This is a genomic window from Streptomyces sp. NPDC003011 (assembly GCF_053591515.1).
The window spans coordinates 1-18,803 of the sequence record NZ_JBSFTY010000126.1 but is presented as its reverse complement, the minus strand read 5'-3'; the positions used below and the strand labels follow the sequence as shown (position 1 = coordinate 18,803).

General features: G+C 69.7%; 17 protein-coding genes, 1 tRNA gene and 4 pseudogenes. 9 read left to right on the top strand and 13 right to left on the bottom strand.

The genetic code is table 11. The annotated features are described in order from the left end of the window. The first annotated feature begins 379 nt into the window (after window positions 1-379). Window positions 380-2,671, top strand: a complete 2,292-nt coding sequence (locus tag ACWD0J_RS38390; protein ID WP_451500503.1) for a heterodisulfide reductase-related iron-sulfur binding cluster — start codon at window positions 380-382, stop codon at window positions 2,669-2,671. A gap of 275 nt (window positions 2,672-2,946) precedes the next feature. Then, on the top strand, window positions 2,947-4,011 hold the full coding sequence (locus ACWD0J_RS38385) for a Yip1 family protein (protein WP_451500502.1): 1,065 nt from the start codon (window positions 2,947-2,949) through the stop codon (window positions 4,009-4,011). Between the two features lie 174 nt (window positions 4,012-4,185). Here the strand turns inward: ACWD0J_RS38385 and ACWD0J_RS38380 are convergent, their stop codons facing one another. Then, window positions 4,186-4,683 (bottom strand): phosphoribosyltransferase, encoded by a 498-nt coding sequence (locus ACWD0J_RS38380; RefSeq protein ID WP_451500501.1) that lies wholly within the window; start codon window positions 4,681-4,683, stop codon window positions 4,186-4,188. Window positions 4,684-4,701: 18 nt separating this feature from the next. Next, window positions 4,702-5,277 (bottom strand): dCTP deaminase, encoded by a 576-nt coding sequence (dcd, locus tag ACWD0J_RS38375; protein WP_451500500.1) that lies wholly within the window; start codon window positions 5,275-5,277, stop codon window positions 4,702-4,704. Between the two features lie 518 nt (window positions 5,278-5,795). Here dcd and ACWD0J_RS38370 point away from each other — a divergent pair. The 3 genes from ACWD0J_RS38370 to ACWD0J_RS38360 all read left to right on the top strand — a co-directional run bounded on the left by ACWD0J_RS38370 (window position 5,796) and on the right by ACWD0J_RS38360 (window position 7,243). Further along, window positions 5,796-5,869, top strand: a tRNA-Gly gene (locus ACWD0J_RS38370). Window positions 5,870-6,080: 211 nt separating this feature from the next. Further along, on the top strand, window positions 6,081-6,599 hold the full coding sequence (locus tag ACWD0J_RS38365) for a hypothetical protein (RefSeq protein WP_451500499.1): 519 nt from the start codon (window positions 6,081-6,083) through the stop codon (window positions 6,597-6,599). A 242-nt stretch (window positions 6,600-6,841) separates the two neighbouring features. Further along, window positions 6,842-7,243, top strand: a complete 402-nt coding sequence (locus ACWD0J_RS38360; protein WP_451500498.1) for a hypothetical protein — start codon at window positions 6,842-6,844, stop codon at window positions 7,241-7,243. A gap of 502 nt (window positions 7,244-7,745) precedes the next feature. Here the strand turns inward: ACWD0J_RS38360 and ACWD0J_RS38355 are convergent. From ACWD0J_RS38355 to ACWD0J_RS38345, 3 genes and pseudogenes are all read right to left on the bottom strand, one after another. Further along, window positions 7,746-7,859: a hypothetical protein gene (locus ACWD0J_RS38355; protein ID WP_451500497.1), complete on the bottom strand. Its 114-nt coding sequence runs from the start codon at window positions 7,857-7,859 to the stop codon at window positions 7,746-7,748. A 43-nt stretch (window positions 7,860-7,902) separates the two neighbouring features. Beyond that, window positions 7,903-8,040: pseudogene (locus ACWD0J_RS38350) on the bottom strand (IS630 family transposase); the annotation flags it as partial. Window positions 8,041-8,094: 54 nt separating this feature from the next. Then, window positions 8,095-8,607, bottom strand: a complete 513-nt coding sequence (locus ACWD0J_RS38345; protein ID WP_451500496.1) for a PadR family transcriptional regulator — start codon at window positions 8,605-8,607, stop codon at window positions 8,095-8,097. 55 nt (window positions 8,608-8,662) lie between these two features. Here ACWD0J_RS38345 and ACWD0J_RS38340 point away from each other — a divergent pair, with 55 nt between their 5' ends. Beyond that, complete coding sequence (locus ACWD0J_RS38340) at window positions 8,663-9,352, top strand: cysteine hydrolase family protein (RefSeq protein ID WP_451500495.1); 690 nt, start codon at window positions 8,663-8,665, stop codon at window positions 9,350-9,352. A 159-nt stretch (window positions 9,353-9,511) separates the two neighbouring features. On the opposite strand, the gene ACWD0J_RS38335 is transcribed toward ACWD0J_RS38340, so the two are convergent. From ACWD0J_RS38335 to pspAB, 3 genes and pseudogenes are all read right to left on the bottom strand, one after another. Continuing rightward, window positions 9,512-10,075, bottom strand: a complete 564-nt coding sequence (locus ACWD0J_RS38335) for a transposase (protein WP_451500494.1) — start codon at window positions 10,073-10,075, stop codon at window positions 9,512-9,514. Between the two features lie 91 nt (window positions 10,076-10,166). Beyond that, on the bottom strand, window positions 10,167-11,513 hold the full coding sequence (locus ACWD0J_RS38330) for an FG-GAP and VCBS repeat-containing protein (protein WP_451500493.1): 1,347 nt from the start codon (window positions 11,511-11,513) through the stop codon (window positions 10,167-10,169). A gap of 289 nt (window positions 11,514-11,802) precedes the next feature. Beyond that, window positions 11,803-12,182: pseudogene (gene pspAB, locus ACWD0J_RS38325) on the bottom strand (PspA-associated protein PspAB); the annotation flags it as partial. Between the two features lie 395 nt (window positions 12,183-12,577). Here pspAB and ACWD0J_RS38320 point away from each other — a divergent pair. Together ACWD0J_RS38320 and ACWD0J_RS38315 are read left to right on the top strand one after the other, a co-directional pair. Then, complete coding sequence (locus ACWD0J_RS38320) at window positions 12,578-13,201, top strand: hypothetical protein (protein ID WP_451500492.1); 624 nt, start codon at window positions 12,578-12,580, stop codon at window positions 13,199-13,201. 257 nt (window positions 13,202-13,458) lie between these two features. Next, window positions 13,459-13,905 carry a sensor histidine kinase gene (locus ACWD0J_RS38315; protein ID WP_451500491.1) on the top strand — a complete coding sequence of 149 codons (447 nt, stop codon included), beginning with the start codon at window positions 13,459-13,461 and terminating at the stop codon, window positions 13,903-13,905. Between the two features lie 94 nt (window positions 13,906-13,999). Here the strand turns inward: ACWD0J_RS38315 and ACWD0J_RS38310 are convergent, their stop codons facing one another. After that, window positions 14,000-14,701, bottom strand: a complete 702-nt coding sequence (locus tag ACWD0J_RS38310) for a response regulator (protein ID WP_451500490.1) — start codon at window positions 14,699-14,701, stop codon at window positions 14,000-14,002. On the opposite strand from ACWD0J_RS38310, the pseudogene ACWD0J_RS38305 reads away from it, so the two are divergent. Next, window positions 14,589-15,095: pseudogene (locus ACWD0J_RS38305) on the top strand (universal stress protein); the annotation flags it as partial. The gene ACWD0J_RS38310 and the pseudogene ACWD0J_RS38305 overlap by 113 nt on opposite strands. 120 nt (window positions 15,096-15,215) lie before the next feature. On the opposite strand, the pseudogene ACWD0J_RS38300 reads toward ACWD0J_RS38305, so the two are convergent. The 4 genes and pseudogenes from ACWD0J_RS38300 to ACWD0J_RS38285 all read right to left on the bottom strand — a co-directional run. Next, window positions 15,216-15,450, bottom strand: a pseudogene (locus tag ACWD0J_RS38300) (TerD family protein); the annotation flags it as partial. A 127-nt stretch (window positions 15,451-15,577) separates the two neighbouring features. Then, entirely contained in the window at window positions 15,578-16,249 is a 672-nt protein-coding gene (locus tag ACWD0J_RS38295; protein WP_451500489.1) for a hypothetical protein, read from the bottom strand. Beyond that, complete coding sequence (locus ACWD0J_RS38290; protein ID WP_451500488.1) at window positions 16,246-17,826, bottom strand: ATP-binding protein; 1,581 nt, start codon at window positions 17,824-17,826, stop codon at window positions 16,246-16,248. The genes ACWD0J_RS38295 and ACWD0J_RS38290 overlap by 4 nt, the downstream gene beginning before the upstream one ends. Beyond that, on the bottom strand, window positions 17,823-18,506 hold the full coding sequence (locus ACWD0J_RS38285) for a response regulator (protein ID WP_451500487.1): 684 nt from the start codon (window positions 18,504-18,506) through the stop codon (window positions 17,823-17,825). Before ACWD0J_RS38285 ends, ACWD0J_RS38290 begins: the two co-directional genes overlap by 4 nt. Between the last annotated feature and the right edge of the window lie 297 nt (window positions 18,507-18,803).

The following is an 18,803-nucleotide window of genomic DNA, read 5'->3' as shown; positions in this document are numbered from 1 at the left end:
GCCGGCCTTCGGCGCCGGCCGCTGCCGCCGCCGGTCGACGAGCCCGAGGCGCCGGGCCGGGACCCGGAGCAGCGGAGCGAGCAGGGCGGACAGAAGGAGGGCGGCGGTGGCGGCGAGGATCCCGTGGAGCACGGATCTAAACTAAGCCGAATGTCATGATTTGCTACCACAGACCGGACCGGACCGGCGCGCCGTGGGACACAGCCCACGGCGGTCACTGAGGGCAGCCTCAGTAGCACAGATCACCGCACGCCTGACTACAGTGCGGCACCGGATGCGGGTAGTCTCAGAGGACCGCGTAAGTTACCGCTTAGTAATGTCGAGGAGCCCTTCGCGGACGACCTCGACACAACCCCTCGCAGGCCCGAGGAGCCCCGAAATGCAACTCGCCGCGATCATCGTGTCGCTGGTACTGACCGTGGTCGGCGTCGCGCTGCTCGCACGCGCCATCGGCCAGTTCGTCCGGCACTTCAAGCTCGGCCAGCCCGTGCCCGCCGGCACCCGGACCGACAACCCCTACCAGCGCAGTGTGACGCTGGTGAAGGAGTTCCTCGGGCACACCCGGATGAACCGGTGGGGCATCGTCGGCATCGCCCACTGGTTCGTGGCGATCGGCTTCCTGACGCTGCCGCCGACCATCATCACCGCCTACGGCCAGCTCTTCCAGGCCGACTGGACACTCCCGGTGATCGGCGGCTTCCTGCCGTACGAGCTGTACATCGAGTTCATCGCCGCGATGACGACCCTCGGCATCGTCACGCTGATGGTCATCCGCCTGCTGAACCTGCCCTCGCGGCCCGGCCGCAAGTCCCGGTTCACCGGCTCCAAGATGGGCCAGGCGTACTTCGTCGAGTACATCATCCTCACCATCGGCCTGGCGATCTACGTGCTGCGCGGCCTCGAGGGCGCCCTGCACCACGTCGAGCACTACGAGGCCGCGTACTTCGCCTCGTACCCGCTGGTGCTGGCCTTCAAGGGACTGAGCGTCACGGCGCTGCAGAACCTGGTCTACCTGTTCGCGATGATCAAGCTGGGCACCACCATGATCTGGATGATCACGGTCTCGCTCAACACCAACATGGGTGTGGCCTGGCACCGCTTCCTCGCGTTCCCGAACATCTGGTTCAAGCGCAACGCCACCGGTGAGACCGCCCTCGGCGCGCTCCAGCCGATGACCTCCGGCGGCAGGCCGATCGACTTCACCGACCCGGGCGACGACGACGTCTTCGGCGTCTCCCAGGTCGAGCAGTTCTCCTGGAAGGGCCTGCTGGACTTCTCCACCTGCACCGAGTGCGGGCGGTGCCAGTCGCAGTGCCCCGCCTGGAACACCGGCAAGCCGCTCTCCCCGAAGCTGCTGATCATGTCGCTGCGGGACCACGCGCACGCCAAGGCGCCGTACCTGCTCGCGGGCGGCGGCAAGACGATGGAGGGCGAGGAGAAGGCGTCGGCCGAGGCGTTGAAGGACGTGCCCGCCGCCGCTCTCGCCGAGGCCGGGCGCCCGCTGATCGGCACCGCCGAGGAGAACGGCGTCATCGACCCGGACGTCCTGTGGTCCTGCACCACCTGCGGCGCCTGTGTCGAGCAGTGCCCGGTGGACATCGAGCACGTCGACCACATCGTCGACATGCGCCGCTACCAGGTCATGATCGAGTCGGCGTTCCCGTCCGAGGCGGGCACGATGCTCAAGAACCTGGAGAAGAAGGGCAACCCCTGGGGCCTGGCCAAGAAGCAGCGCCTGGAGTGGCTCAAGGAGGTCGATTTCGAGGTCCCGGTCGTCGGCAAGGACATCGAGGACCTGTCCGAGGTCGAGTACCTGTACTGGGTCGGCTGCGCGGGCGCCCTGGAGGACCGCGCCAAGAAGACCACCAAGGCCTTCGCGGAACTCCTGCACATGGCGGGCGTCACGTTCGCGATCATGGGCGGCGACGAGAAGTGCACCGGTGACTCCGCCCGCCGCCTCGGCAACGAGCCCCTCTTCCAGGAGCTCGGCATGGAGAACGTCATGGCGCTGAACACGGCGTTCGGCGAGGAGACGGACGACGAGGGCAACGTGACGCCCGAGTCGAAGAAGCCGAAGTCGGCGAAGAAGATCGTCGCCACCTGCCCGCACTGCCTCAACACCCTCGGCAACGAGTACCCGCAGCTCGGCGGCGACTACGAGGTCATCCACCACACCCAGCTGCTCCAGCACCTGGTGGACGAGGGCAAGCTGGTCCCGGTGACCCCGGTCGAGGGCCTCATCACGTACCACGACCCCTGCTACCTGGGCCGCCACAACAAGATCTACACGCCGCCGCGCGAGATCATCGCCAACGTCCCGGGCCTGCGGAACGAGGAGATGCACCGCCACAAGGAGCGTGGCTTCTGCTGCGGTGCCGGTGGCGCGCGGATGTGGATGGAGGAGCGGATCGGCAAGCGCATCAACAACGAGCGCGTCGACGAGGCCCTGTCCCTGAACCCGGACATCGTCTCGACGGCCTGCCCGTTCTGCCTCGTGATGCTCACCGACTCCGTGAACGGCAAGAAGAACGACGGCAAGGCCAAGGAGTCCATCCAGGTCGTCGACGTCGCCCAGCTGCTGCTGGAGTCGGTCAGGACGCCGGTGGACGACGAGCCCCCGGCGGGCACGTCCGAGTCGGAGAACGAGCCGGAGCCGCAGCCCGTGAAGTAGCCGGTGAAGCGGCTGGCGAAGCAGCCCGCGCGGCCGTACGGCGCCCCCATGTCCCCCTCGGGCATGGGGGCGCCGTCGTACGGCCGACGGAAGCCGGTCCCCTCGCGGCGACGGCCCACGGCTGCGCCGGCCGCGTCACGCTGCCGCCGACCGAACGGTCACCGCGAGCAGCGGGTGAGACACCCCGGAGCATGGTCGTGAAGCGAGCCCTTACGGCACTCCCCTGAGCAACCACTGAGTCCACACCACCCGTTCCCTGCCCGTTCCCTTAGGGGATGTCACAGCTCGGCAGCAAAGCCGGGCCCGATCCGTCGGGCCCGGCCCGTCCTCCGCGGGGACCAGGTACGTTCGAGAGCGTGGCTGGATTCAGGATCGGACGCGGCGGCCGGGACAACCGGACCCCGCAAGCGCGACCGCAACAACCCCCGCACGGACAGCAGGCACCCCAGGGACCGTCGTACGGCTACCCGCCGGCGCCGCAGCCCCACCCGCAGCCTTACGGCAGCGGTGGCGGTGGCGGCAGCCCGTGGCCGCAGACGAACGGCGGCCAGGGCGGCCAGGGGGCCCCCGGAAGCTACGGCGCGCCCGGTGGCTACGGCGGTCAGGGCCGGCACGGCGGGCAGGGCGGACACGGCGAGCCGGAGTACTTCGGTGACGGCGACGGGTACGCCCCGCGGGGCGGCCCGGACCCGTACGCGGCCAACAACCCGGGGCACACCCAGGCCTTCTCGGTCGGCGAGGACCCCTACACCCAGGGCGGCACCTACCGCGCGGGCTCGGCCCCGGCAGGCCCGGTCGGCCCCCGTCTGCACTGGAAGGACCTGCTGAGGGGCATCTTCCTGTCCCCCAACCAGACGTTCCTGCAGATGCGCGACTACACGATGTGGGGCCCGGCCCTCGTCGTGAGCTTCCTCTACGGCCTGCTCGCGGTCTTCGGCTTCGACGGCGCCCGCGAGGACGCGATCAACGCCACGCTCTCGAACGCCGTCCCCATCGTCCTGATCACCGCCGTGGCGATGGTGCTGTCGGCCTTCGTCCTGGGCGTGGTCACCCACACCCTGGCCCGCCAGCTCGGCGGCGACGGCGCGTGGCAGCCGACGGTCGGCCTCTCGATGCTGGTCATGTGCCTCACGGACGCCCCCCGCCTGATCGTCGCGATGTTCCTCGGCGGCGACGCGTCCTTCGTCCAGATCCTGGGCTGGGCCACCTGGGTGGCGGCCGGCGCCCTGCTGACCCTGATGGTCAGCCGCTCCCACGACCTGCCGTGGCCGAAGGCGCTGGGCGCGGCGGCGATCCAGCTGATCGCCCTGCTGTCGATCGTGAAGCTGGGCACGTTCTGACGGACCGCACGCATGAGAAGGGCCCCCGGCACACAGAGCCGGGGGCCCTTCCCTTCGCCGCCCTGTCTCCATGCGTCGCCCTGCCTCCGTGCGTCGCCCTGCCTTCGTGCCAGGTGGCTGCGCGGGCTACACGTGGCTGCGCGGGCTACGCCTGGCTGCGCGGGCTACGCCTGGCTACGCGTCGAGAACCTGCCCGGTCCGCCGGACGACGGGCGGCGCGACGGACCACGGGAAGTTGATCCACTCGTCGGTCCGCTTCCAGACGTATTCGCACTTCACGAGCGACTGCGACTTCTCGTAGATCACGGCGCTGCGGACCTCGGCGACGGCGTCGAGACAGAAGTCGCGCACCAGCTTGAGCGTCTTGCCGGTGTCGGCGACGTCGTCCGCGATCAGGACCCTCTTGTCGGTGAAGTCGATCACGTTGGGGACGGGCGCGAGCATGACGGGCATCTCCAGGGTGGTTCCGACCCCGGTGTAGAACTCCACGTTCACGAGATGGAGGTTCTTCACGTCGAGGGCGTAGGCGAGTCCGCCCGCGACGAACACCCCGCCCCGCGCGATGCTGAGCACGATGTCGGGCTCGTACCCGTCGTCGGTGATGGTCTGCGCCAACTCGCGGACGGCGCCACCGAACGCCTCGTAGGTCAGGTTCTCCCGCACGTCACCCATGCTGCTGCCGCCCGCCCGTCACACCTGGGACCGATGGAAGTTGAGGAAGGACCGGGAGGCGGTGGGCCCGCGCTGTCCCTGGTACCGCGACCCGTACCGCTCGCTCCCGTACGGGAACTCGGCGGGCGAGCTGAGCCGGAACAGGCACAGCTGCCCGATCTTCATCCCGGGCCACAGCTTGATGGGGAGCGTGGCGAGGTTCGACAGTTCGAGGGTGACGTGCCCGGAGAACCCGGGGTCGATGAACCCGGCGGTGGAGTGGGTGACGAGCCCGAGCCGTCCGAGGGAGCTCTTGCCCTCCAGCCGGGACGCGAGATCGTCGGGCAGCGTGACAACCTCGTAGGTGGAGGCGAGCACGAACTCCCCGGGGTGCAGGATGAACGGCTCGTCCCCCTCCGGCTCCACCAGCCGCGTCAGGTCGGCCTGCTCGACGGACGGGTCGATGTGGGGGTACCGGTGGTTCTCGAACACCCGGAAGAAGCGGTCCAGCCGCACGTCGACACTGGACGGCTGCACCATGGATTCGTCGTAGGGATCGATCCGTACCCGCCCGGCGTCGATCTCGGCCCGGATGTCCTTGTCTGAGAGAAGCACGTCCCGAGGATACGCAAGGCGCGCGGACCGACCACCATCGGACGGTCCGCGCGCCTGCGCCACTGCCTGCGTGTCTCCCGCTAGCGCCTTTCCAGGGCCACCGGTACCGGCACCACACTGCGGAGCCGGGCACACCGTGGACACCGGACGAGCCGGCCGGGGCCGAGCCGCTCGGCCTGCTGCATCGGGAACGAAGCGGTGCTGAACACGTGCCCATCGGCACATCGGACGACGGTGCGCTCCATCAAGTCCTAGAGTCCCTTCCCCAAGAGCCGCGTCGGGCTGCTGCTCGCCTGACGACAAATGCCACATTACGGGATCAACGGAACGACTCTCCAGGCGGCACTCCGGCATCACCCGGACCCTCTCCCACCCCTCCACCGTACGCCCCAACTCCGGCCCCCCGCAGCCCCGTCCCACCCCCGAACGCACACCGGCCCCACGGCTTCATTCACCGGGGGCCGGACATGAGGTAAAGTAACGCTGCGTCCCGACACCGGTCCCGACCGGCGTCTTACGCGGGTGTAGTTTAATGGTAGAACATCAGCTTCCCAAGCTGAGAGCGCGAGTTCGATTCTCGTCACCCGCTCCATGCGAAACCCCCAGGTCAGAGACCCGGGGGTTCCTTGTTGTCTATACTGGTGAGTCGGTCGCGCACCACAACCGCACCATTAGCACCGACGCCACCCGGCCCTAGGTCACAGGCGGCAGGATCGGGGCCAGCTTGAGTTCCCTTGCGACCGAGCGGAGGAACTGCTTGCGTGGCTTGCCTTTGATCATTGCAGCCGCTGTGGGAACGCAGGGTGCGCGGAAAACAGTTCGCCCTGCTGAGCAGTTCAGTCACCGAAGACGTGCCACTCGCCGATGTCCTCACCGACCGGCGCAGTCCGGAAGCTGTGCTATTCAGCGATAGGTTCGCCGACCCACGAATTGACGCGGTGCTCCGCCAGATGCAAGTGGCAGAAGAGCGTCTCGCTATTGAGTGGGCGCACAGCAAGGACAACTGGCGGCAGGTGGCGGCCGAGGCGGGGCGACCGACCGCATATGGCGAGCGGATCTGTTGCAAGCTCACGCGGCTCGGGCGCCCGGCACAGCGAGCGAGCCGCCGCAGCGCCCTCCAGTCGGAAACCGGAGGAGGCATGACTTTGAGTGGCCTGCTGTTGATCCTTCTGCTGGTCGTGGTCACGCTGCTCGTCGGCGCTGGCGTTCTGGCCCTGCTTCTGTATCGCCCCACCTGGGCCGCCCCGCTCGCCGGAGCGCTCACCGCGATGATGCTCATGGCCACGGTCACCGGTCTCCTGGTCGCAGTCACCAGCAACTGACCTCGGTCTGGCTCTGCCGTCTCAGTTTCCGTCTCATTCAGCGTCGTTCACAGCCGTTCAGGCGGGATCCAGAATCGTCCCAGCACCGGCGGTCGGCCACGCATGAACGCAGGTGAACGTCCCCGACCGACACCCACCACCCCACCACGACAGTTGAGAAGCGTGCGCATGGCGCGGAGACGGCTCACCGCCCGCGTAGACGTCAGCCTTCGCTGTCAGTCCCAAGCTGTACGGTCCCGCCCATGGCTGAGAGACCAACTACGAGCTGGCGTCACGGCATAGCCGAGGAAGCCGAGGAGCTTGCCGCCGGCACCCTAGATCGCGAGTGCGCCTGCATGGCGGGGTTGTTCCCCGAGGAGCTGCTGATGGCAACAGATGAGGTGCTCGACGCGTTCGAGGGTGAGCTTCCTGGACTGGGCGAGGCCAACGACGAGGGGGTCTTTGCTGTCGTGGAACGTGTCGTCCTGGCCCTGAACGCGGTGGACGAAGCCCATGACGGAGCCGCCTTCGAAACCGACGAGCGCGAGAAGCTGTGCGACTACATCGACCAGTCGCTCACCGAGCACGGTGTCGATGTCGTCGCCCTGACAGCGCGCCACGGGTTGGGCCGATACCAACTCACGAACAAGTGGCGGAAGTGGTAGGCCCGCCCACCGACGCGGCCCGCCGAGTAACGCACCACAAGCGCACCAGATCGAGCGGGGAACGGCGGGGAACCACAGTGAAAGCCGCCGAGGCCGACGGGGCAGCACCCAGGCCTTTCGCCCAGGTCATTGCCCGAGCCGTCCTCAAATGCTCGCAGCTTCCCAAGCTGAGAGCGCGAGTTCGATTCTCGTCACCCGCTCCATGATCAAGGTCCAGGTCAGACACCTGGGCCTTGTTGGTTTAATGAGAGCTTTGGCACGCGCCTCAGGCGACGGTGTACTCCGCTTCCCCAAAGTCTGCGACTACGCGCAGTCGACCGCCGAGCGCTTCCAGGTAGGCCCGGAGGGTCGCGACCTCCGCGCGATCCAGCTCACCGTCTTCGATCTTCGGCGGTCAGCCGGTCCATTGCCGCTTGCTTCTCCTGGGCTGACCGCACCGGCAACCCAGCGGCCGCACGCCGCTCGCGCGGCTTGCGCTTGGTTTCCTCCCAGCTCACGGCGCTCATTCGTACTCCCTGGTTTCAAGATCGGCCAGATGTGTCCGGTACCGCTCCTCAGCAAGCGGAATGTTGATGTCGTACCAGCGCTGCCAGTTCTCGGCCTTGTCACCAGCCACCAGCCATACTGCCCGGCGCACCGGATCGAAGGCGGAGAGGATGCGGATCTCGCTGAGCTGAGAGGAGGACCATCTGGGCCCGCCGCCAGGTCACCACCGGTCCGGTGCCCCTGCGGATGATGCGCAGCAGGCGCCGCCCCTCATCGTCATCGATCTCTCGGACGCGTACTGGTTCTGCCACCCGCACAGGCTCGCGGGCGAGGGAGTATCTGGGTGAGGGCCCGCCGTGTCGGCGTCAGGCCAGCAGTTCCCGTAGCCACGACCGTTCCGCGCGGCTGGTGGCGCGGGCGACGGTGAGCATGCCGCGGCGGTAGGGGTCGTCGGTGTCCTCGGCGCCCAGGAGGCGGTCGCCATCACGGAAGAAGCTTGCGGGCTGTTCCAGGAAGTCCAGTCGCCGGCGAAGTACCGCGTGCTGGTCGGCGAGGTCGGGAAGCTGGGAGAGAAAGGCCAGGACCGTGAAGTACCGGGTGCTGTCGCTGATGTCCAGGCCGTCGGCTTCCCGCAGCCGGCGCAGCAGCTCGGTGCGGCCGGCGGCGGTCAGGCTCAGGGTGTGTCGCTGGACGGCCGAGGCGCCTGGCTCGGCTCTGCGGTCAAGCAGCCCGGCTTTGACCAGGCGGTTGATCGCCGGATAGAGGCTGCCGTCGCTGACCGGACGGGCATGGCCGGACAAGTGCGCTATCTGGCGCCGTAGTTGGTAGCCGTGCAGTGGCCCCTCGGCCAGGAATCCCAGGATCGCGAGTTCCAGCATCCTGCTACTCTCGCACATCGAAACGATGTACCTCGAATCGAGATAAGGGGCAGGGGTGACGTATACCGAGGAATGGGTGACCGCGCGAGCGCGCGACGCCTACGAGCACGGCCGGGCATCGTTCGACGTACGTCCCGAGCGCACAGCACTGCTGGTCATCGACATGCAGGACGAATTCGTCCGCCCCGGGGGAAGCCCCTACTGGGTGCCCGCGGCCACCCGCATGGCACCCCGGCTGCGGCAGCTGGTCGAGGACTGCCGAGCCGCCTCGATCCCGGTGATCTGGACCATCTTCGACGACACCCATCTCGGACTGGACCGACCACACGCCCTGCCCTTCCTCCCGCATGCCGACACCGACTGGCGCCGCCCGGGCCCCGCCGAGGTATGGGCTCCGATGGGCCGCCGCCCCGACGAGGCCCTGATCCGCAAGCCCTCCTACGGCGCGTTCTACGACACCCCGCTCGACACGATGCTGCGCAACCTCGGCCGCGACACGGTCATCGTCACAGGCACCCTCACCAACTACTGCTGCGGCACAACGGCCCGCCAGGCATACGAACGCGGCTACAAGGTCGTCTTCGGATCCGACACCACGGCCACCGACGACGAGTCCCGCCAGGAACCAGAACTCGCCGTCCTGCGAAAAGGCTTCGCACTCGTGCTGACCGCCGAGGAGATCACGAACCGACTGATCGCGACCACGCAAGCACCGGAGGACGGGGACAGGGCGAACGTTGCCTGATGCGGCACAACTAGGGCCTGCTCTGAGTTGGGATCACGGGATGTTCTGGGACGGCCGACCCGGCCGCGGACCTTGATCTTCTTGAGGACGGGGATGAAGCGCGGGCTGTCCGCAGCCTGACCGGGGGTGAGGATGATGGACAGCGGACGGCAGCGCCGCTCAACGGCGAGGTGGACCTTGCTGGCCAGCCCGCCCCGGGAGCGGCCCAGTTCGGCGGCCCGCAGCCGGGCCCTGCGGCGTCGGCGCACGGCCCGGCGCTGGTCCCGCTCGGGATCCTCCATGTCCGCGGACCCCTTTCCTACGGGGTCGTTTTGCCCCTTTGCTGCAGCCCCTTTTCCTCCGACACGGCCTTCTCCAGATCCTCAGATCCTCAAGGAGTTCCGGGTCGACCACCGTGCCCGCCGCATGGTGATGCGCGCGGACAACCGTCGAGTCCACACTGGCCAGGCTGAGATCGACATCGTCGCGGGCCGCTGCCTCGGCGATCATCGCGGCCATGAGGGTCTGGAAGACCGCGTCACGCGCCCACATCCGGAACCGGTCGTAGATCGTCGACCAGGAGCCGTAGCTGTCCGGCACATCCCGCCAGGGGCTGCCGGTACGGAACCGCCACATCACCTCGTTGAAACAGCTACGCAGGTCAGGGATCGGTCCGAACGCCCCCAGCGGCAGGTGCGGCTCGGTCAGCTCCCACTCAGCATCGGTCAGGTGACCACGAGTCACGCGAACGGTCTACCGCTCGCGCAGTTCCCCGCACATTCCCGCTCCAGGAGGGTGCTGGCTGCGGCCCAGGCAGCTGGGCGGGAGGCCGGGTCTACTGGAGCATGCCCCAGATGAGTTCGGTGTCGGCGTCGGTCACACCGGTCGTGGTGACGCCGGACGACGTACCGGGGAAGCGCAGCGAGCCGTTGATGGCGCCGACGTAGAGGTCGGCCTTGCCGTCGCGGTTGGTGTCTCGGAGGCGGACCGGCTCGCCGAAGCAGTCGTTCCATGCGACGTCGCCGGGGACGCCGGCGGTGTTGCGGGCGAGCCACTGGGAGTTGGTGCCGGTGATCCCGCTCGCGCTGCCGCGCAGGACGTGGACGCCGCCCTCGGTCGTCTCCTGGCTGATCTTCTCTCCGTAGACGCCGATCGCGAGGTCCCTGTAGCCGTCGCCGTTGATGTCGGCGGCCGAGACGGAGGAGCCGAACAGGTCGCCGGACTCTGGGGTGCCGGCGACGTTGGTGGTGGCCTGCGTGATACGGACGGCGGTAGCGGGGCCGGTGGAGGAGCCGTGCCAGATGGACACCCGGCCCTGGTAGTTGTTGTACATCTGGCTGCCCGCCGCCAGGTCCCCGTAGCCGTCCTTGTCGAAGTCGGCGATCACCGCCTCGCTGGGGTCGCCGTAGTTCGTGACGAGGCGCAGGGTCTTGCCCGCGCTGAGCGGGGAGCCGCCCTTGATGAACCACGCGTCCGTGCCGAAGTTGTCGGGCTCGTCGGTGATTCCGATGATCACCAGATCGGTCTTGGAGTCCCCGTTCATGTTGCCCGAGACCAGGGACGTGGGCGCGAATCTCGTCGTCTTGTCGTGGCTGGTAACCGAGCCTGCCACACCGGTGCGCGTGATGCTGCGGTAGACGTAGGCCTTGCTCCCGCTGATCGCGGCCAGGTCCTTCTTGCCGTCCCCGTTGAAATCCCCGGCGGCGAGGTCGCGGCCGAAGCGGGCGTTCGACACCTTGGCGCCGGCGTTGGGGATCGCGGTGCCACCCGAGAGGCCGGTCGCGCTTCCCCACAGGATGACGACGCCGCCCTCGTCCGTGCGTCCGTCGACGTCCTCGCGCGACACCGACACGGCGAGGTCCCCGTATCCGTCGGCGTTGAAGTCGGCGGGCACCCGGACGTCGCCGAACTGGTCCTCCGTCTCGTCGGCGCCGGGGACACCGGGGCTGTTCTGGGTGATCAACTGGGTCCGGGTGCCGGGTCCGGAGGCGGTACCGAAGGTGATCCGGACGCCGCCGCCCTTGCTGTACTGCTCGTAGGTGTAGCTGGCGTAGTCGCGGTAGCCGTCGCCGTTGAAGTCGTCCGCGTACCTGGCCGCCGCCGCGCCGGCGGGAGGTGCCGTGAGGACGGGGGCGAGGGACGCCACGAGGAGTGCCGCGCAGGCTGCGGGGCGAATGCGCATGAAGTGTCTCCTGATGATTCTGTGCGACCGCGCCTGTGCCGATTGATTTCTCAGGGACCACAGAGACAGGAGCGGTGGATGATCAGGAGACAGTCGGACGGGGGAAAAGGTTGCAGGTGGATGGCTACGCAGGTCAGGGATCGGTCCGAACGCCCCAGCGGCAGGTGCGGCTCGATCAACTCCACTCGGCATCGGTCAGATCACCACGAGTCACGCGACCGGTCTACCGCAGCCAGCACCCTCCTGGAGCGGGAATGACCGATCCCGTGATCTCAACTCAGAACACTCCCTAGACGCCGGGGGCGCCCCAGAGCGGGAACCAGCGGGTCAGGTCCTCCTCGACGCGCCGGTCGTCCTTGACCGTGGCCTTGATCTGGAGTTCCAACGGGTTGTCGCGTTTCTGGCCGGGCAGCGGAGCGAACGGGTAGAAGGTGCCGCGCTTGTAGAGGTAGACCAGCGGGAGGGGCGCGGCTCGGCGTCGTGGAACGTGACCAGGGAGCACAGGAGCTGCGGGCCGAAGCCGCTGTCCTGCCGGGCGGTGTTCACCGCGTGCAGGTCGCTCACGGGGGCGGGCAGGTCGCCGGGGTCGCGATGGGAGAGCAGCCATGAGTACCCGTAGGAGTCACGGGTGAACTCCACTGCGCTACTGCCTTGTTGGGAGTCGGCGTCCGGCGGCCTCACACTGTGCCGGGTGGTAGCGGTCGGCGTCGTCGAACCTGCTCTTCGGGTGTGGGACCGGCACACGGCCCGGCTCCGGTCCGCCGTGCGTGGCCCTGAGGAGACCTTGGTCGCCGGAACGGTGTCGTCGCGCCGCGTGGACTTCTTGGTGGCTCGGCCGACGATCTCCTCGGATGTGCCGTGTCTCCAGACCGGCGTGCCACGTCCGCCGTGTGCCGTCCACGTCCACGGCCTGCGGTCGCCTCGCCGCGAACTTGATGGCGCCTCGTATCAGGGCCGGTCGGCCCCCTGCGCGGTCCTTCGGCCCACAGCGCAACGACGGCCGGGGCGGGAGATTGGAGAAGCCACCGCACTCGCGGTGGCGGTGTCAGGAGGACGGGATCGCCATGGCAGTTCACAATCATTCGAGCGGGCGGGCGGGACTGCGATTTCCCTCGCGCCGCAGGGCACCGGCCTCGGCGGCATCTGTCGCGGCACGTGACACCACCCGGTCCACCGCGTTCACCATGGTCTTCGCGGTAGTACGGATCCTGACCGGGTTCGTCTTCCTCTGGGCTTTCCTCGACAAGACGTTCGGGTGGGGGTACGCGACCGGTTCGGGCAAGGGCTGGATCGATGGAGGTTCACCGACCAAGGGCTTCCTGAGCGGGGTGGCCGCGGGGCCCTTGCAGTCGACCTTCCATGCCATGGCGGGTGACGCCTGGGTGAACTGGCTGTTCATGCTGGGGCTGCTGGCCATCGGCGTCGCTGTGACGGCGGGCGTGGCGCTGCGGTTCGCCGCGGTGGCGGGCACCGTGATGATGGCGTTAATGTGGGCTGCCGAGTGGCCGCCGGCCCAGCACCTTTCGACCGGTGCGCCGAGCATGTCGTCGAACCCCCTGGTCGACTACCACATCCTGTACGCCGCGATGCTCATCGCACTCGCTGTCGGTCATGCCGGTCGTGTGTGGGGACTGGGCCGTGGCTGGGAGCGCGTGGCGATCGTGCGCGACAACCGCTGGCTGAGCTGAGAGGTCGAGGGGCATGCGGCACAGCGAGATCGGCTCCGTGATGACGGGCGACGTCGCTCGTGCACCGGCGGGGAGCGAACGGCCCGCAGTTCATGCCGTGTTCCGGGGATGGACGGCTGCCTGCGGCGCAGCCGGAGGCCAACCGGTCCCCCATCGCGTTCGCCTCGGCCTGGAGACAGGTGGGCCATACGGGGAGGGCCATACGGCCCTGGAGGCAGGCCGGTTGGCCGGTCGTGGGTTCGGCGAGGGTGCGTAGCGTGAAGCTGTCCGACCACAGCGGGGTCGGGCGGGAGAGCGACGGCCTGCGCGGCCGGGTGGCCGAGGCGGTGAGTGCCTCGGCCACGTCACTCGGATTCCCGCCCGCGCTGCGCATCGAGGGGCTCGTCGAGACGGATGTCCCCGGCGACATCGCCGACCATGCGGTCGCGGTGCTCGGCGAGGCGCTCAGCAACGCGGCCCGGCACTCCGGAGCACGGGCGGTGGACGTCCGGCTTCAGTGCGCCAGGGGCGAGCTGACGCTCACGGTGACGGACGACGGCTGCGGGATGCCGGGTGACGTCGGACGCAGCGGGCTGAAGAACATCAAGGAGCGGGCCGTCACCCTCGGCGGGACCATGTCACTGGGTGAACGGCCGGAGGGCGGCGGAACGCGGCTGGTGTGGCGGGTTCCCGTGAGTGCGGACGGTCCCGCGGACGGAGGCTGACCGCAGAAGGCCGCAGTAGGCCGCAGTCCCGCCGGCCCGGACGGCGGGGCGGGGTGGGGTGGGGCGAAGCGGGGCGGGGCAGAGCAGCGCGGACTCATCGCGTCGAGCGGTCGGGGGAGGCGGGCTGGTCGAGATGGCTGGCCAGGACCGCCGCCTGGACGCGGCGCTGGACGCCGAGTTTGGCCAGCAGCCGCGAGATGTGGTTTTTCACCGTCTTCTCGGACAGGTAGAGCTTCCTGCCGATCTCACGGTTGGTGAGCCCGTCCCCGATCAGCGCGAGGATGTCCCGCTCGCGGGGGGACAGGCCGGCGAGCTCGGGTGCGGGTGCCGGCTGGTCGGTGGGGTCCGCGCGCAGGGAGCGCATCAGGCGGGCGGTCGTCGTCGGATCCAGCATCGACTGGCCGGAAGCGACGGTGCGGACCGCCGCGACCAGGTCGGACCCCCTGATCTGTTTGAGCACATAGCCCGCCGCCCCCGCCATGATCGCGTCGAGCAGGGCTTCCTCCTCGTCGAAGGAGGTCAGCATCAGACAGGCCAGCTCCGGCATCCGGCTGCGCAGCTCACGGCAGACACTGATCCCGTCACCGTCCGGCAGGCGTACGTCGAGGACGGCCACGTCCGGGCGCAGCGCCGGCCCGCGCACCAGCGCGTGCTCGACGCTGTCCGCGTCGCCGACCACCGAGATGTCCGGCTCGGAGTCCAGCAGGTCGGTGAGACCGCGTCGTACGACCTCGTGGTCGTCCAGCAGGAAGACCCGGATCGGGTTCTGTTCCGTGAAGGTACGTGCCTCGGCCATGACGACCCCTCGCTCGCTGGTGCACCTCGGACCACATGCCGACTGTGATGACGATCCTCACCCGTGTGAACCGCACGCACCAGGGCCGACCGGGCCAACCCGACGACGACCGTCGGTCGGCCGGACCGGACCGGGCCGGACCGGACCGGGCCGGACCGGGCCGGGCCGGGCCGGGTGGCATGGGCATGGGCATGGGTATGGGTATGGCCGATCCTCGTGCCGCGACGTGCGGGAGGCCCGCCGAGCCGTGCACGGCACGTGCGGAAGGCCCGCCGAGCCGTGCATGGCTCGGCGGCATCGGGGCCTCCTCGGCTCCCGTGGACTCGGCGGCGTCGCCGGGTTCCTGATGGGGTCGGTGTCGCAGCGGGTCGCCGCCAGGGCACCCCGTCCCGTGGTGCTGGTGAGAGTGGGCGGCAGCACCGCCGCCGAGCACTTCTCCGCACCGGACGGCATCTCCCCGGACGAGATACCGGGGATCCCGTACCGCGATGTCGTCCTCGGTCTCGGGCGTCGCTGTTCTTCGGGAGCATGTCCGCCGGCTCCGGGCGGAGCCGTTCCAGCGTGCCCCGTGGCCCCCCGGTCCCTTCTTGGACCAGGGTTTCGATGTGGACGTCTGCCGGTGCCTCGGACAGGCGGCGGATGAGGCGTTTGGCCCAGGTCAACGGGTAGCCCTGCGCGGGTGCGGGGATCTCGACGGAGTTGCGGAGTCTGCCGGTGCGCAGGTCGGCGCTGATCGCCAGAATCAACGGACGCGGGCCCGCCGGACTGTCCGGACTGTGCGGTGCCGAAGGGGGAGCGGCCCCGGACGCTCCTCGGCTCGCCGCCGGCGCAGTGGGGGTCACAGCGGGGACCGGCCAGCTGGCCCCTGGCCTGTTCTCAGCCGGGCGTGCCGGGTGTGCCGGGCGTGCCGGACGCCGTGGTGCGTCCGCGGGTCCCGGTCTCCGCGGGGGTGCCCCCGGTGGTGCCGGGGGCGAGACCGCAGGTGCCGGACCGCGATGCCCCGTCCTGCCCTCTCAGCTCGACGACGACCTGGCCGTCGGCGTCCTGACTGTAGGCGATCGTGCAGGTCAGCTGGCGTAGGGCGGTGCTGTCCAGGCCCGTCAGGGCAAAGGGCAGGCGGGTCGTGACCCGGCCGCCCGGGGAGGGCTCGACCTCGACGTTCCGGCCGGGGCGGGCGGCGGGCAGGGAGGTGCTCAGGCCGGCGGCCCGGTCTTCCTTCCGCGGGCCGGCGAGCAACGCCGCGACGACCTTCTCCGTCGGCACCGGTCCCGCCGTGTCGCCGAGGTTCTGGTCTTCGGAGCCCGCCTCGACGTATCCGTCGCCGAACACGGACGAGGAGGCGGTCGTCCGGATCACCGGGCTCAGCCCTCCGTCGGGAGCACGGAAGAAGAGCAGCATGTCGTGGTCGCGGTCGAGGAAGGCCTGGACGCTGGCGGGACCGCCCGCCTCGATGACGTCGGTCTCCTGGATGCCGCAGCCGCCGAGCAGCGGTACGGCGGTCACGACGGCGACGGCCGCCGCACGCCGGCGCGTCCGCGCACGCCTCATCCGCCGGCCTCCTCCGTGTGCAGCGGTATCTCGACGGTGAAGACGGCACCGCCGCCGGGCCGGTTCCCCGCGCGGATCGTTCCGCCGTGCAGCTTCACGTTCTCCAGGGTGATCGCCAGTCCCAGGCCACTGCCCGCCGAGCGGGTGCGGGCCGCGTCGGCCTTGTAGAAGCGGTCGAAGATGTGCGGGAGCGACGCGGGGCGGATGCCGGGCCCGCTGTCCACGACCTCGGTGATCAGCACGGGCGTTCCCGCGGGGGGTGTCTCGGTGCGCAGGCTCACCGTGACGGGCACGCCGCCGTGCCGCAGGGCGTTGCCGACGAGGTTGGCGATCACGACGTCGAAGCGGCGCGGGTCGAGCCGGGCCCGGATGCCGTCGGGGAGTGCGGTGCGGACCCGGTCGTCGGTCCAGTGCCGGTTGTGGAGGGTTTTGCGGATGGCCTCGGCCACGTCGACCTCGTCGGCGTTCAGTTCGGCCGCGCGGGCGTCGAAGCGGGAGATCTCCATCAGGTCCTCGACGAGCACCGCGAGTTTTCCGGTCTCCGCGCTGACCAGCCGGACCGCCCGGGCGGTGTCGGTGTCCAGGCCGTCGGCGTCCTCGTCGAGGACCTCGGTGACGGCGAGCATTCCGGCGAGGGGGGTGCGCAGTTCGTGCGAGACGTCGGAGGCGAAGCGGCGGGCGCGTTCCTCGGCCTCGCGCAGTTCCCGTACGGAACGCTCCAGTTGGCCCGTCGACTCGTTGAAGGTACGCGCCAGGTCCGCCAGTTCGTCGCTGCCGCGCACCCGGATCCGGGTGTCGAGTCTGCCGCTGCCCATGCTCCGGGCCGCCTGGCGCAGTTCCCGCACCGGGCGCAGCACACTGCGGGCGGCGATCAGACCGGGTACCAGCGCGACGGCGAGGCCGGGCAGGGCGCCGTCCCGGGCGGCCGTGAGGAGGGCGTCGACGTTGACCTGCTCGTCGGTCATCCGCATGACGGCGTACAGGACGAGTCCGCTGGGCAGCACGCTGGACGGGCTCGCCTTGAAGACGGTGGGCATGGCGATGGTCAGGTAGGGGACGCCGTCCTTGACGACCCGCTCGAAGCTGGCGTGGGGGTTGGCCCGTGCGGCGCGGCGCAGTCCGGGTGTGATGACGGTGGAGACGGGGTTCTCGCCCGAGGAGGCGCGGAGCGAACCGTACTCGGCGAACACCACCCAGGGGTGTGGCTTGCCCTTGCGGGCGATGTCCCGCAGGACTTCCTCCAGGTCCTGCCCTCCTTGTACGGGCAGCCCGAAGGCCGTCTGCTGTACGTGGTCGCGGAACGACGTGACCGCCGTGTCCTGGGCGGTCTCCAGCAGCGAGTTGCGGGCCTCGCGGTAGGTCAGCGCGGCCGTCGTGCCGGCGCTGACGCCGGCCACCAGCAGGAAGGCGAGCAACAGCCGCGCCCGCAGTCCGAACGCCCTGACCCGCGACCGCCCGCCGGTGGCCCGAGCGCCCTGTCCTTCGTCCTTGCCGCGGCGCGGCCGGCCGCGAAGGGTGCCGAGCAGGGGGCCGAGCAGCGGGCCGGGACGAGAGCCGGGACGCGGGCCGGTGATCACAGCGGTCCGAAGCGGTAGCCGAAGCCCCGAAGTGTCTGGACGTAGCGGGGGCTGCCGGCCTCGTCCTCGATCTTGCCGCGCAGCCGGGCGACGCATGCGTCGACCAGTCGGGCGTCGGCGTGGAAGCTGTGCTCCCAGACGTGCTCCAGCAGTTGCTGTCTGCTGAACACCTGCTCAGGGGCGGCGCAGAGATGCAGCAGGAGCTTGAGTTCGGAGGGAGCGAGCGCGAGCGGCCGGCCTGCTTTGGTGACGGTCAGTCCGGCCCGGTCGACGGTGAGTTCGCCGTGGACCTCGATGGCCGGGCGGCCCGGGCCGCTGTCGTCCAGGCGGCGCAGTACGGCACGGATCCGGGCCTCGATCACCTCGGGGCGGGCGGGCTTGACGATGTAGTCGTCCGCACCGGCTTCCAGGCCGATGACCACGTCGAAGTCGTCGCCGCGCGCGGTGAGCATGATGATCGGCAGCTGGCTGTGCTCGCGGACCTGCCGGCAGACCTGTACGCCGTTCATCCCGGGCAGCATCAGGTCCAGCAGCAGCAGGTCGGGGCGGAACCCGGCCAGCGCGGCGAGGCCGGCCTCGCCGGTCGCGGCCGCCCGTACCTCGTGGCCTCGGCGGCGCAGACCGATCTCGACCCCCTCCCGTACGGAAGGGTCGTCCTCGATGAGGAGCACGCGGGGCATCGGCGGTTCTCCCTCGGTGGTGGTGTCAGGTCCGGTTCCGTCGCCGGCGTACGCCGACGAGCAGCGCGTCGAGTTCGGCGAGTCTCAGCGGACGGGCGAGCAGGGCGAAGGTGAGGACGACGACGGCCGCCCCGGCAGTTGCGGCGGCCAGGGCGCCGGCGCCTGCCGCGCCTCGGACCGCGAGGTGGCCCAGCGTGCGCGGGCAGATCCTCCGCCTCCGCCAGCGTCACCACTCGCACGCCACCTCCCACCTGCTCCTTCCCGAGGACCCCACGCTGCTGGTCGGCGACGGGCCGC

Bases quoted from the DNA above. Each gene is read 5' to 3' on its own strand.
- ACWD0J_RS38390 (WP_451500503.1), top strand. From the start codon at position 380: ATGCAACTCGCCGCGATCATCGTGTCGCTGGTACTGACCGTGGTCGGC.
- ACWD0J_RS38385 (WP_451500502.1), top strand. From the start codon at position 2,947: ATGTCACAGCTCGGCAGCAAAGCCGGGCCCGATCCGTCGGGCCCGGCC.
- ACWD0J_RS38380 (WP_451500501.1), bottom strand. From the start codon at position 4,683: ATGGGTGACGTGCGGGAGAACCTGACCTACGAGGCGTTCGGTGGCGCC.
- ACWD0J_RS38360 (WP_451500498.1), top strand. From the start codon at position 6,842: ATGGCTGAGAGACCAACTACGAGCTGGCGTCACGGCATAGCCGAGGAA.
- ACWD0J_RS38345 (WP_451500496.1), bottom strand. From the start codon at position 8,607: ATGCTGGAACTCGCGATCCTGGGATTCCTGGCCGAGGGGCCACTGCAC.
- ACWD0J_RS38330 (WP_451500493.1), bottom strand. From the start codon at position 11,513: ATGCGCATTCGCCCCGCAGCCTGCGCGGCACTCCTCGTGGCGTCCCTC.
- ACWD0J_RS38320 (WP_451500492.1), top strand. From the start codon at position 12,578: ATGGCAGTTCACAATCATTCGAGCGGGCGGGCGGGACTGCGATTTCCC.
- ACWD0J_RS38310 (WP_451500490.1), bottom strand. From the start codon at position 14,701: ATGGCCGAGGCACGTACCTTCACGGAACAGAACCCGATCCGGGTCTTC.
- ACWD0J_RS38295 (WP_451500489.1), bottom strand. From the start codon at position 16,249: ATGAGGCGTGCGCGGACGCGCCGGCGTGCGGCGGCCGTCGCCGTCGTG.
- ACWD0J_RS38285 (WP_451500487.1), bottom strand. From the start codon at position 18,506: ATGCCCCGCGTGCTCCTCATCGAGGACGACCCTTCCGTACGGGAGGGG.